Annotated in this window: 9 protein-coding genes; 6 read left to right on the top strand and 3 right to left on the bottom strand. The window is 71.8% G+C overall.

Annotated features, from left to right (window positions below; all coding sequences use genetic code 11):
• Positions 1 to 153: 153 nt before the first annotated feature.
• Both ACIPVB_RS12905 and ACIPVB_RS12900 read right to left on the bottom strand, forming a co-directional pair.
• On the bottom strand, positions 154 to 1185 hold the full coding sequence (locus ACIPVB_RS12905; protein ID WP_400369405.1) for an App1 family protein: 1032 nt from the start codon (positions 1183 to 1185) through the stop codon (positions 154 to 156).
• Positions 1186 to 1190: 5 nt separating this feature from the next.
• Positions 1191 to 1871 carry a DedA family protein gene (locus ACIPVB_RS12900; RefSeq protein WP_400369403.1) on the bottom strand — a complete coding sequence of 227 codons (681 nt, stop codon included), beginning with the start codon at positions 1869 to 1871 and terminating at the stop codon, positions 1191 to 1193.
• A gap of 43 nt (positions 1872 to 1914) precedes the next feature.
• Here ACIPVB_RS12900 and ACIPVB_RS12895 point away from each other — a divergent pair, with 43 nt between their 5' ends.
• Positions 1915 to 3150 carry an anthranilate synthase component I family protein gene (locus ACIPVB_RS12895; protein ID WP_400369402.1) on the top strand — a complete coding sequence of 412 codons (1236 nt, stop codon included), beginning with the start codon at positions 1915 to 1917 and terminating at the stop codon, positions 3148 to 3150.
• 66 nt (positions 3151 to 3216) lie between these two features.
• Positions 3217 to 5790, top strand: coding sequence for a leucine--tRNA ligase (gene leuS, locus ACIPVB_RS12890; protein WP_400369401.1), 2574 nt, complete (start codon positions 3217 to 3219; stop codon positions 5788 to 5790).
• Between the two features lie 77 nt (positions 5791 to 5867).
• Here leuS and ACIPVB_RS12885 read toward each other — a convergent pair whose 3' ends face one another.
• Positions 5868 to 6038, bottom strand: a complete 171-nt coding sequence (locus ACIPVB_RS12885; protein ID WP_400369399.1) for a DUF2087 domain-containing protein — start codon at positions 6036 to 6038, stop codon at positions 5868 to 5870.
• Positions 6039 to 6074: 36 nt separating this feature from the next.
• Between ACIPVB_RS12885 and ACIPVB_RS12880 the strand changes: the two genes are divergently transcribed.
• The 4 genes from ACIPVB_RS12880 to holA all read left to right on the top strand — a co-directional run bounded on the left by ACIPVB_RS12880 (position 6075) and on the right by holA (position 12381).
• A complete protein-coding gene (locus tag ACIPVB_RS12880) occupies positions 6075 to 6722 on the top strand; it encodes a helix-hairpin-helix domain-containing protein (protein WP_400369397.1) in 648 nt (215 codons plus the stop codon).
• Positions 6719 to 10330 carry a ComEC/Rec2 family competence protein gene (locus ACIPVB_RS12875; RefSeq protein ID WP_400369396.1) on the top strand — a complete coding sequence of 1204 codons (3612 nt, stop codon included), beginning with the start codon at positions 6719 to 6721 and terminating at the stop codon, positions 10328 to 10330. The genes ACIPVB_RS12880 and ACIPVB_RS12875 overlap by 4 nt, the downstream gene beginning before the upstream one ends.
• A complete protein-coding gene (locus ACIPVB_RS12870) occupies positions 10327 to 11253 on the top strand; it encodes a hydroxymethylglutaryl-CoA lyase (protein WP_400369395.1) in 927 nt (308 codons plus the stop codon). Before ACIPVB_RS12875 ends, ACIPVB_RS12870 begins: the two co-directional genes overlap by 4 nt.
• Positions 11254 to 11343: 90 nt before the next feature.
• Positions 11344 to 12381, top strand: a complete 1038-nt coding sequence (holA, locus tag ACIPVB_RS12865) for a DNA polymerase III subunit delta (RefSeq protein WP_400369394.1) — start codon at positions 11344 to 11346, stop codon at positions 12379 to 12381.
• Positions 12382 to 12496: the final 115 nt, after the last annotated feature.

The following is a 12496-nucleotide window of genomic DNA, read 5'->3' as shown; positions in this document are numbered from 1 at the left end:
CCGTACGCGTCACCTCCGACATCGGGCCGCGCGCCCGTCCGGCCGCGCACGACCTCCGTGATGTGCACAACCTCTGTCACCGGGCGCGGGATGCCCCTGACCCTGCGCCCATCGCGGAGGATACGCGCGGCGCCCGGCGTCCCGGCATCCGGATCAGACGTCAGTGGAGATGACGCCCGCGCCGCGCAGTCGCTCCAGGAGCCCCGCGCCGTCCGAGGCCGTGACCCACGGCACCTCGGCGGCGGAGTGATCGTCGACGACGGTGCGACCACCGGCCAGCACGGCCTCGGCCGGCAGCAGCCGACGGATGGCGACGGCTGCGACGCTCTCGGGGTGCTCGATGGCGAACCCGGTGTAGATCGCGTCGTCGTGCTGACCGTCGTCGCCGACCAGCAGCCACTTCACGCCCGGGAACTCGGCCGCGATGCGCCGTAGGTTCTGCTCCTTGTGGTCGCGGCCGCTGCGGAACCATCGATCGTGCGTCGGGCCCCAGTCGGTGAGCAGGAACGACCCCGCCGGGAAAAGGTGGCGGCGCATGAAGCGCGTGAGGGTGGGGGCGACGTTCCACGCACCCGTGGACAGGTAGATCACCGGGGTGCCCGGGTGCTCCCGCGTCAGCCGCTCGAGCATCACGGCCATGCCCGGTACGGGCTGTCGCGCGTGCTCGTCCACGACGAAGGAGTTCCACGCGGCCAGGAGCGGACGGGGGAGGGCGGTGACCATGACGGTGTCGTCGATGTCGCTGACGACACCGAAGCGCACGTCGGAGCCGACGACGAACACGCGCGTCTCGGCCGGCTCGCTGCCCTCGACCGACATGGTGATGCTCTGCCAGCCGGCAGCGAGGGATGCCGGGAGCGTGGCATCGATCACGCCACCGCGGTCCGCGGTGACACGGTGCGTGACCCCGTCGACGACGATGGTGACGTGCGCGAAACCCACCGGGACCGCGGCGAAACTGCGCCAGCCGCGCAGGCTTGCGAACTCGCCCGTGGAGGTGCGCTTGATGGGCGGGGCGATGAGGACGCGCCCGAGGACCCGCACCCACTCCTCGGTGCCGTACCCGGGGAAGCCGGTGACGACCGGGCGCAGCCCGCGGGCGCGCGCACGCTTCTCACGCCACCGATGGAAGCGTCGCTCCAGACGAGCGAACCAGAGGACTTTGGCGCGAGGTGAGCGAGGCATCCCGCTCAGTCTTTCACGTCACCGTCCGTGCGTTCGAGGGTGGGCGCGTCTTCGGTCAGATGACGGCGTTCCGCGCGCTCCAGCAGCTTCTTGCCCGCGAAGACCAAACCGAGGAAGACGACCAGGATCGCGACGAAGACGTACCCGGCGTAATGGATCTGATCCGCGAGCTCGCGATAGGTGCCCGCGGCGGTCGCGGCGACGGTGATGTACAGCCCCGCCCACACCAGGCACGCGGGAGTGGTCCACGCGATGAAACGCCGGTAGCGGTATCCGCTCATCCCGACGGTCAAGGGCACCAGCGAGTGCAGGACGGGCAGGAAACGCGAGAGGAAGATCGCCGGTCCGCCGCGCCGCCGCAGGTAGCGGTCCGCGCGCTCCCAGTTGCGCTCGCCCAGCTTCTGGCCCAGCCTCGAGGCGCGGATGCGCGGACCGAAGTAGCGCCCGAGCCAGAACCCCAGGCTCTCGCCCAGCAACGCCCCGACGACCACGGCCGCGCCGAGCACGACGCCCTCGAGCGGAGAGGCGATCGCCGTCCCCGCGACGATCACCATCGTGTCGCCCGGAACGATCAGCCCCACGAGGACGCTGGTCTCGAGCATGACCGCGATCCCCGCGATCACCGTGCGCAGCACGGGGTCGACGTTCTGGACGACGTCGAGCAGCCAGGTGAGGATCTCGTTCACCTCTGCAAGCCTAGGGGCGCGGGCCTCGGCCTAGCCTGGGAGCGTGCCGCACTCCGCCTCTCCGTTCACCCTGCCCCGGTGGATCGATCCCGAAGCGGCGTTCCTGCACCTGTTCGCCGACTCCCCGCATGCCTTCTGGCTCGACGCCGGAGTCGACGCGGACACCGGCTGGAGCTGGATCGGAGAGGGCCGTCCCGACGCGGCGGCGTCACCGCTGCACCGGGATGCCACCGCCCCGACGACCGCGCAGGAGGCCGGACCCTTCCGCGGCGGTTGGGTCGGCTGGCGCACGTACGAGAGCGAGACCACATTCCTCCGCGTCGAGCGCTTCCTCGCGTTCGACCACGCCTCGCGCCGGGTGTTCGCGTTCGGCGACGCCGCGCTGGCGGCACGTGCACTCGATGCCCCGTTCGCTCCCGCGGTGGCGGAGCCCGTCCGGCGGGGCACGGCATCCGCCCGCATCTCACCCGCGGGTTACACCGAATCGATCGCGGCGTGCCGGGACGCGATCCGCGAGGGCTTCGCCTATCAGCTGTGTCTGACCACGCGCTTCACCGTCGCGGGCGCCTTCGACGCGGTCGAGGTGTTCCGGCGCCTGCGGCGCGCGTCCGGCTCGCACCACGCCGGGTTCATCCGCACGGGCGACGTCGCGCTGGCCAGCGCGTCTCCCGAGCGCTTCCTCGAGGTGCGCGACGGGCGCGTGCACACCCACCCGATCAAGGGCACCCGCCCGCGCTCGCAGGATCCGGCCGTCGACGCCGCGCTCGTCGAGGACCTGCGGACGGATGCCAAGGAACGCGCCGAGAACGTCATGATCGTCGACCTGATGCGCAACGACCTCTCGCGCGTATGCGAACCGTCGAGCGTCGGCGTCGACCGTCTGCTCGAGGTGGAGACCTACCCGCACGTGCACCAGCTCGTCAGCGAGGTGTCGGGACGGTTGGTGCCGGGGACGACGGTGGGCGACCTGCTCGCGGCGACCTTTCCCGCGGGCAGCATGACCGGCGCGCCCAAGGAGTCGGCGATGCAGATCCTCGCGGAGCTCGAGGGCGAACCCCGTGGGGTGTACGCGGGCGCATTCGGCTGGGTCGGCGACGACGGCGCCGCGGATCTGGCGATGGTCATCCGCAGCGTCGTCATCGAGGCGGATGCCGCCTGGGTCGGCGCGGGCGGCGGCATCACCTGGCGGTCGGTCGCGGCATCCGAGGTCGCCGAGGTCGGTATCAAGGCGCGGGCGCCGCTGGCCGCCCTGGGCGCCGAGGTACCGCCCGGGTGGTGACGGCGGCGTCCGATAGCCTGGGAGACGGCCCTCGCGGCCTTCCCGACTTCACGATTGGCTTCATCCGTGTCTGAGAACACCGCATCAGACCCCCGCGAGGGGGGCTTCGACACCCACGCCATCCAGGCCAAGTGGCAGCAGGCGTGGGCCGAGAAAGACCCGTTCCGCGCCGGGGGAGACGACGACACGCGCCCCCGCAAGTACGTGCTCGCGATGTTCCCGTACCCCTCGGGCGACCTGCACATGGGCCACGCCGAGAACTACCTCTACTCCGACATCGTCGCGCGGTTCTGGCGCCACCGTGGCTACAACGTTCTGAACCCCATCGGCTGGGACTCGTTCGGCCTGCCCGCCGAGAACGCCGCCATCAAGCGCGGCGCCGACCCCGTGGCCTGGACCTACGCGAACATCGCCCAGCAGAAGGACAGCCTGAAGGACTACGGCGTCTCGTTCGACTGGAGCCGCGTGCTGCACACGAGCGACCCCGAGTACTACCACTGGAACCAGTGGCTGTTCCAGAAGCTGTACGAGAAGGGCCTGGCCTACCGCAAGGACGCCCTGGTCAACTGGGATCCGGTGGATCAGACCGTGCTCGCCAACGAGCAGGTGCTGCCCGACGGCACCAGCGAGCGCAGCGGCGCCGTCGTGGTCAAGAAGAAGCTGACCCAGTGGTTCCTGCGCATCACCGACTACGCCGACCGCCTGCTCGACGACCTCAACCAGCTCGAGGGCTTCTGGCCGAGCAAGGTCATCCAGATGCAGCGCAACTGGATCGGCCGCTCCGTCGGCGCCGACATCGAGTTCGAGATCGAGGGTCGGGCCGACAAGATCACGGTCTTCTCCACCCGCCCCGACACCCTGCACGGCGCGACGTTCTTCGTCGTCGCGCCCGAATCCGAGCTGGCGGGCGAGCTCGCGGCATCCGCGGATCCCGGGGTGCGCGAGAAGTTCGAGGCGTACCTCGCGCAGGTGCAGCGCGCCACCGACATCGAGCGTCAGTCCACCGACCGCCCCAAGACGGGCGTGTTCCTGGGCCACCACGCGATCAACCCGATCAACGGCGAGAAGCTGCCGATCTGGGCGGCCGACTACGTGCTGGCCGACTACGGTCACGGCGCCGTCATGGCCGTGCCCGCCCACGACCAGCGCGACCTCGACTTCGCCCGCGCCTTCGACCTGCCGGTCACGGTCGTCGTCGACACCAACGCTCCCATCACCGGCGCCATCCCTGTGATCGAACTGGATGCCGACGGCGTGCCGATCGACCCGCTGGGCGACGTCGACGACCTCGACCCCGCCAAGACGGGGATCGCGCTGACCGGCGACGGCCGCATGATCAACTCCGGTTCGCTGAACGGTCTGAGCAAGCGCCACGCCATCGCCCGCATGATCGAGGAGCTCGAGGCCAAGGGCGTCGGCCGCGCGGCCAAGACCTACCGCCTGCGCGACTGGCTGATCTCGCGCCAGCGCTACTGGGGCACGCCCATCCCCATGCTGCACGGCGAAGACGGCTCGATCACGCCGGTCCCCGCCGACCAGCTGCCCGTGCGTCTGCCGTCGGTCGACGGCCTCGACCTCAAGCCCAAGGGCACCTCGCCCCTGGGCGCGGCGACCGACTGGGTGCAGGTCACCGACCCCGAGACGGGCGAGACCCTGCGCCGCGACCCCGACACCATGGACACCTTCGTCGACAGCTCGTGGTACTGGCTGCGCTTCCTCTCGCCGAACAACGAGACCGAGGCGTTCCCGGCGCGCGAGGCGGCCAAGTGGGGTCCGGTCGACTTCTACATCGGCGGCGTCGAGCACGCGATCCTGCACCTGCTGTACGCGCGGTTCATCACCAAGGCGCTGTTCGACATGGGGCTGGTGGAGTTCACCGAACCTTTCTCGAGCCTCATCAACCAGGGCATGGTCATCCTCGACGGCGCGAAGATGTCGAAGAGCAAGGGCAACGTCGTGCTCTTCCAGGAAGAGCTCAACGCCCACGGGGCCGACGCCCTGCGCGTCGCCCTCGCGTTCGCCGGTCCGGTGGAGGACGACAAGGACTGGAGCGACGTCTCGACCACGGGGGCGGCGAAGTTCCTGGCCCGCGCCCTGCGCATCGCCCACGACGTCGACAGCGAGACCGACGTGGTGTGGGCCGAGGGCGACAAGAGCCTGCGCCGGGTGACGCACCGCCTGCTGGCCGAGGCGCCGAACCTCGTCGAGCAGACCAAGTTCAACGTCGTCGTCGCGCGCCTGATGGAGCTGGTCAACGCCACTCGCAAGGCCATCGACGGAAAGGCCGGGGCGAGCGACCCCGCCGTGCGCGAGGCGGCCGAGGTCATCGCGATGACCCTCGACCTGTTCGCCCCGCACACCGCCGAAGAGATGTGGCAGACGCTGGGGTACGACGGCTTCGTGGGCCTGGTCACCTGGCGTCAGGCCGACCCGACGCTGCTGGTCGAAGACAGCGTCACCGCGGTCGTGCAGATCGACGGCAAGGTGCGCGGCACCCTCGAGGTGTCGGCCAAGATCGGCGCCGACGAGCTCGAGGCCCTCGCCCGCGGCGACGAAAAGGTGCGCCGCGCGCTGGGCGATCGCGAGATTGTGCGCGCGGTCGTGCGGCCCCCGAAGGTGGTCAGCTTCTCGACGAAGTGATCGTCGATCCCGGATGCCACGTCCTCGCCCACTTCTGGAGCGGTGCGGCGTGGCATCCGGCGTTTCCGGACGCAGGGTCAGGCGACGGCGCGCGCGTAGGTCTTGCCGTCGGCCGTGCGGGTGAGCAGTCCGGCGTCGCCCAGGTAGCGGCGCAGGGCGGTGACGTCGTCGGTGACGGCCGAGAGATTGACGCTATTCCTCCCCACAGCGCGGGCGCTGCGCTCGATCCCCGGATCCGGGTGGCTCATCCTCGGTGGTCGCCGCAGGCTTCGTAGCGTGTCGGCGTGACCATCGAACCCGGCCCCGACCCTGCGGACGCCCGTTCCGCCCAGCCCGTGGTCGTGGCTCCGGACGCTCGTCGCCGACTCGGTGTCGGCGCCGTGATCGTTCTTGTCCTCGTGGCGTTCGCGGTGACGGTTGCAATCGGGATGCTCCGGGGCGCCACCGGAGCCCAGACGATCACGGCCGGGCCCACGGCATCCGCCCTCGCGAGCGCCCCCGTCGAGGCGGGACTCTACGTGCACGTCGCCGGAGCGGTGCGGCGAGCGGGGCTGTACCGGCTCGAGGTGGGGGATCGGGTGGCGGATGCCGTGGCCCTGGCCGGCGGGTTCGCCGACGACGCCGCGCGCGACGGCGTCAACCTCGCCCGTCCGGTGGCCGACGGCGAGCAGATCGTCGTGCCCGTCGTGGGTGCGACGCCCTCCGGCGCACCCGCGGCGGGCACGACCGGGGCCTCGGACGGGCTGATAGACCTGAACACGGCGACCCGGGAGCAGCTCGACACGCTGCCGCGCGTCGGACCGGCCATGGCGGACCGCATCATCGCGTGGAGGGACGAGAACGGCCGGTTCACCAGCGTCGACGATCTGCTGTCGGTGCCGGGGATCGGCGACAAGATGCTCGAGGGCCTGCGCGATCTGGTGCGGGTGTGAGCGAGAGAGGGGCTCTGCGCCGACGCGCCCTGCGGTCGGTGGTGGTCGCCGCGATCACGTGGGCCGCGGCCGGCACGGCGGTCTCGATGCCCGACCCACGACCGCTCACCGTCGTGCTGGGTGGGGCCGCCGTCATCTCACTCGCGGCGCTCGCCCGGCGGCGGAGCGTCGCCGTCACCGTTCTCACGGTGGCGCTCGCCTTCGCCGCCGCCGCTGCCGCGGGAGTGGCGGCGACCGTACCGACCCGTGCGACCCTCGATGAGGCGCGACTGACCGGCGGACGCGCGCTGACGGTGACCGCCACCGTGACCGGGCGCGTCGACGTCCGCCCCGACGGCAGCGCGTGGTTCGACGCGGTCGCCGAGGAGGTGACCGCGGGGGCGCACACGATGACCGGCGCGGTTCCCGCGCGCGTGGCCGTCACGGCGGACGCCCGTGACGCGCTGCGTCCGGTCGGTCTCGGCAGCACGGTCACCGTCACCGGTCGCGCCGTGCCCGCCGACCCGACAGCGCGCGCGCTGCTCTGGATACGGGCCGACACCGTGCAGCGGACGACGTCGCCGCCGGGCGTGTGGGGCGCCCTTGAAGACGTCCGCCGCGGGCTCGTACACTCCACCGCGGGGCTCCCGCAGCCCGGCGCAGGGCTCGTCCCCGGTCTGGCGGTGGGCGACACGAGCCTCCTCGACAGCGGCACCGAGGCGGCGATGAACGCGTCATCCCTCTCGCATCTCACCGCGGTCTCGGGCGCGAACTGCGCGATCGTCGTCGGCGCCGCCTTCGCGGTGCTCGCGCTGTGCGGTGCGTCGCGCGCCGTGCGCATCGCCGGGGCGGCGATCGTCCTCGCGGGTTTCGTGGCGCTCGTCACTCCCGAGCCGAGTGTGATCCGCGCCGCCGTGATGGCCCTCGTCGCGCTCTTGGCCCTGTCGCTGGGCAGACCCGCGGTCGGCGTCGCCGTCCTCTCGCTCGCGGTGACGGCCCTGCTCGTCATCGACCCGTGGCTGTCGCTGTCGATCGGGTTCGCCCTGTCGGCGGCGGCCACCGGCGCCCTGCTCACCCTGGCCCGCCCGCTCGCGCGAGGGCTGACCCGATGGATGCCGCGGGCCCTCGGCCTGGCGATCGCGGTGCCGCTGTCGGCGCAGCTGGTCTGCGGACCCCTCATCGTGCTCATCGACCCCCACGTGCCGCTTCTCGGCGTCGTGGCGAACATGCTCGCCGACCCCGCCGCGGCGCCCGCGACCATCGCCGGAGCCCTCGCGTGCATCGCACCGTTCCCGTGGCTGCGCGACGGACTCACCGCCCTGGTGTGGGTGCCCGCGACCTGGATCGCCGCCGTCGCACACGCCACCGCCGGGATCGCGGCGCAGAACCTGCCCTGGCCGGACGGCGCGTTCGGCGCGGCGCTGCTGTCCGCCGTGAGCGCGGCGACGGCCCTCGCGATCATCGCGCCCCCGCGATGGCGGCGGACGAGCGTCCTCGCCGCGCTGACCGTGGCCGTCGTGACGGGGCTCCTCGCGGGACTCACCGCGGTGCGGACGGTCGCCGGTCCCCTCACCCTCCCGGCATCCTGGCAAGTGGCGATGTGCGACGTCGGGCAGGGGGATGCCACTCTCTGGCGCTCGGGATCGGCGGTGGCGCTCGTCGACACCGGACCGGAGCCCGACGCGCTCGACGAATGCCTGACGCGCTTCGGCATCGACCGGCTCGATCTCGTCGTCCTGACGCACTTCGACCTCGACCACGTCGGCGGATCGCCGGCGATCCTCGGTCGGGCGACGACCGTGGTGCACGGACCCGTCGGGGAGCCGGCCGATCAGCGCCTGCTCGACGACTTCGCCCAGGCCGGGGCACGCCTCGTCTCGGCCACCCCGGGGATGAGCGGAACGGTGGGAGCGACACGATGGCAGGCCCTCGGGCCGCTCCCGCGCGTCGAGCCGGGCAATGACGCCAGTGTCGCTCTCGACGTCGTCGGAGCGGGCTTCCCCCGCACCGTGCTGCTCGGCGACCTCGGCGAAGAGCCGCAGGAGCAGCTCCTGCGCCGGGTCGATGTCCCACGGGTCGACGTCGTCAAGGTCTCGCACCACGGCAGTGCCGATCAGGATCCCGAGTTGTACCGGCGACTGCACGCGGCGATCGGGCTGATCGGCGTGGGAGCGGACAACCGCTACGGCCACCCCACCGCCTCGCTGCTCGAGATCCTGCGATCCACCGGCACCGTCGTGGGGCGCACCGACAGAGAGGGGGCCCTGGCTGTCTGGACGGGGGAGGACGGCGGCCTGCGACTGTGGCGGGAGCGCTCGCCGGTGCCCTTCGATCCGCCCGAGCCGACGGCATCCACCGCTCCCTCGGTCGGCCCGCGGGGTCCACGCGGATCCCGACGGAGCGCGAGGTGCCTAGGATCGCGCTGGGACCATCCACCCTCCAGGAGGCGATCCGTCATGCACCCGCACACCGAGCAACCCCTGACGGGGGTGAAAGTCATCGAGCTGGGGTCTCTGATCGCCGGCCCCATGGCCGGCCGGGTCTTCGCCGACTTCGGCGCCGACGTGATCAAGGTCGAGAACCCCCGCTCGCCGGACCCGATGCGCGTGTGGGGCCGGGTGCGCGACGGTGAACGCTCGCTGTGGTGGGCGGTGCAATCACGTGGCAAGCGATTCGTCGCCCTCGATCTGAAGGATGCCGAGGATCTGGCCACCGTCCGCGCGCTCCTCGACGAGGCCGACGTGCTCGTCGAGAATTTCCGTCCCGGAACCCTCGAACGCCTGGGACTGGGACCCGACACGCTCTGGCGGACCAACCCCGGTCTCGTGATCGCGCGCGTCTCCGGATACGGGCAGACCGGACCCATGGCGCACAAGGCGGGGTACGCCGCTGTCGCCGAGGCGACCGGAGGGCTGCGCCATCTCAACGGCTACCCGGGCCAGGCGCCGCCGCGAACGGGCATCTCGCTCGGTGATGCGCTGGCGTCGCTGTACGCGGTGCAGGGCGTGCTCACGGCGCTCTACTGGCGCGACGCGCGCGGGGGCGGACGCGGACAGATCGTCGACGTCTCTCTGGTGGAGTCCTGCTTCTCGATGCTCGAGGGCGCGGTCGCCGAATACGGCCACTCCGGAGTCGTCGGCCAGCCGAGTGGATCGCGCTTGGACGGCATCGCGCCCTCGAACATCTATCGGTCCTCCGATGACACCTGGGTGGTCATCGCCGCCAATCAGGACACGGTGTTCCGTCGTCTGTGCCACGTGATGGGGACCCCCGACTTGGCGGACGACGAACGCTTCGTCGATCACGCCTCTCGAGGCGCGCACCAGGACGACTTGGATGCCGTCATCGCGGCGTGGGCTGCGACCCTGCCCGCGGCCGAGCTCGAAAAGCGCCTCGAGACCGGGGGAGTGCCCGCGAGCCTGGTGAACTCGATCGCCGAGATCTACGACGCCGAACTCTTCCGTGCGCGCGAGATGATCGTTCCGGTCGTCGACGACGAAGGTGTCGTCCAGCAGCCCGGGATCGTGCCCAAACTATCGGTTACCCCGGGCCGGATCCGCCGCAACGGTTCCGCCGTCGTCGGCAAGGACGACGCGCAGGTCCTCGCCGAGCTGGGTGAGCAGTCGTGAGCGCGATCGAGATCGTGGAGGTCAGCCCGCGCGACGGTTTGCAGAACGAGGCGCGCGTGGCCCCCACCGCAGCGAAGCTCGCGCTCATCGAGTCGCTCGTCGCGAGCGGTCTGCGGCGGATCGAGGCGGTGTCGTTCGTGCATCCGCGGCTCGTGCCGACGATGGCCGACGCCGAGGCGGTCATGGCGGCCGTCCCGCGCCGAACGGATGTGCGCTACGCCGGTCTCGCTCTGAACGAGCGCGGTGTCCGCCGCGCGATCGACGCCGGGGTCGACGAGATCAACTTCGTCATCCCGGCGACCGAGGAATTCGCCCTCGCCAACCAGAACACCACGCGTGCACGCCTGCTCGACGACCTCGAGACCGCGTCCGCGCTGGCCGGCCACGCCGACATCCCGCTCACGCTGACGATCGCCGTCGCGTTCGGTTGTCCCTTCCGTGGCGCGGTCGCCGAGGCCGAGGTCGCGTGGGTGGCCGCCGAGGCCCGTCGCCGCGCGCACCTGGCGGAGCTGGCTCTCGCCGACACCATCGGCTGCGGCGTCCCCCGACAGGTGCGAAGCCTGTTCGCCCTTCCCGAGGTGCGGGATGCCGCCCGCCTCCGCGTCCACCTGCACGAGACCCGCCACACGGCGATCGCCAACGCCCTCGCGGCGGTATCGGTGGGCGTACAGGTGCTCGACGCCAGTGTCGGTGGACTCGGCGGGTGCCCGTTCGCCCCCGGGGCGGCGGGCAACGTCGCGACCGAGGACCTCGCGTGGGCCTTGCGCGCCGACGGGCATGAGCTGGAGATCGATCTGGATGCCGCGACGGCGGCCGGACGTGCGATCTGCGAGGTGGTGAACGTGACGCCGAGGTCGGGGCTCGCGGCCGCCGGCGTTTTTCCGCCCTCGGCGCCGCTCGCCGTGCCGCGCCAGGTGAGGTGAGTTCTGCCGTCACGCCCGGGTCGGGATCTCACGGCACGCTGGACGCCCCCGGGCGCATGCGGTGTCGGAACCCCTCGGTAGGCTGGGGGAGTGACCCCGGCCCCTCGACGCGCAGCCCCCGCGAAGGCGAAGTCGGCGATCCCGCAGGTGTCGTGGCGGGCTCCGCAGCCGGCGCCGATCGTGCTGGTCTCCGGTCCCGAAGAAGTGTGCGCCGAACGGGCGACCGCCGGCATCCGCTCGATGCTGAAGAGCGAAGACCCCAGCCTCGAGGTCACCGACATCCGCGCCGACGACTACGCGGCCGGCACCCTGCTCGCGGTCACCTCGCCGTCGCTGTTCGGCGAACCCCGCCTGGTGCGGGTCAGCGGCGTCGAGAAATGCAGCGACACCTTTCTCACCGAGGCCGTCTCGTACCTCTCGCAGACGCAAGAGGGAGCCACCGTCGTGCTGCGCCACACCGGCGCGAGCGTCCGCGGCAAGAAGCTGCTCGACGGCATCCGTTCCGGTCAGGGCGGCGGTATCGAGATCGCCTGTCCCGCCGTCAAGCGCGACTCCGACCGCTTCGACTTCGCCGTCGGCGAGTTCAAGGCCGCGAACAAGCGCATCGCCCCCGTCGCCCTGCGCTCGCTCGTCTCGGCCTTCGCCGACGACCTCACCGAACTCGCGGCGGCCTGCCAGCAGCTCATCGCCGACGTCCCCGGCGACATCGACGAGCGCATCGTCGAGCGCTACTACGGCGGCCGCGTCGAGACCTCGGCCTTCACCGTCGCCGACACCGCCATCGCCGGGCAGTACGGGCCGGCGCTCCTCGCGTTGCGCCACGCCCTGGCATCCGGAGCCGACCCCGTCCCCCTGGTCGCCGCCGTCGCCATGAAGCTGCGGACCATGGCCCGTGTCGCCGGCACCCGCGAGTCCTCGTCGATGCTCGCGTCACGCCTGGGGATGAAGGACTGGCAGGTCGACCGCGCGCGCCGCGACCTCGTCGGCTGGACCGGCAACACCCTGGGCATGGCCATCCACGCCACGGCCCGCGCCGACGCCGAGGTCAAGGGAGCATCGCGGGATGCCGTCTTCGCCCTCGAACGCATGGTCACGGTGATCGCGACCCGCGCGCCGTACGGCGACTGAGCACCCGCCGCGCGCCTGCGCCCACCCGCCCACGCGCCGGCGTCCACTCGCCCGCCCGCGCGCCTGCGCCCACCCGCCCACGCGCCGGCGTCCACCCGCCCGCCCGCGCGCCCAC

The sequence above is a fragment of the Microbacterium sp. NPDC090007 genome, from assembly GCF_044748345.1.
In the GTDB taxonomy this organism is placed as follows: domain Bacteria; phylum Actinomycetota; class Actinomycetes; order Actinomycetales; family Microbacteriaceae; genus Microbacterium.
This window is presented reverse-complemented; position numbering and strand designations above follow the sequence as displayed.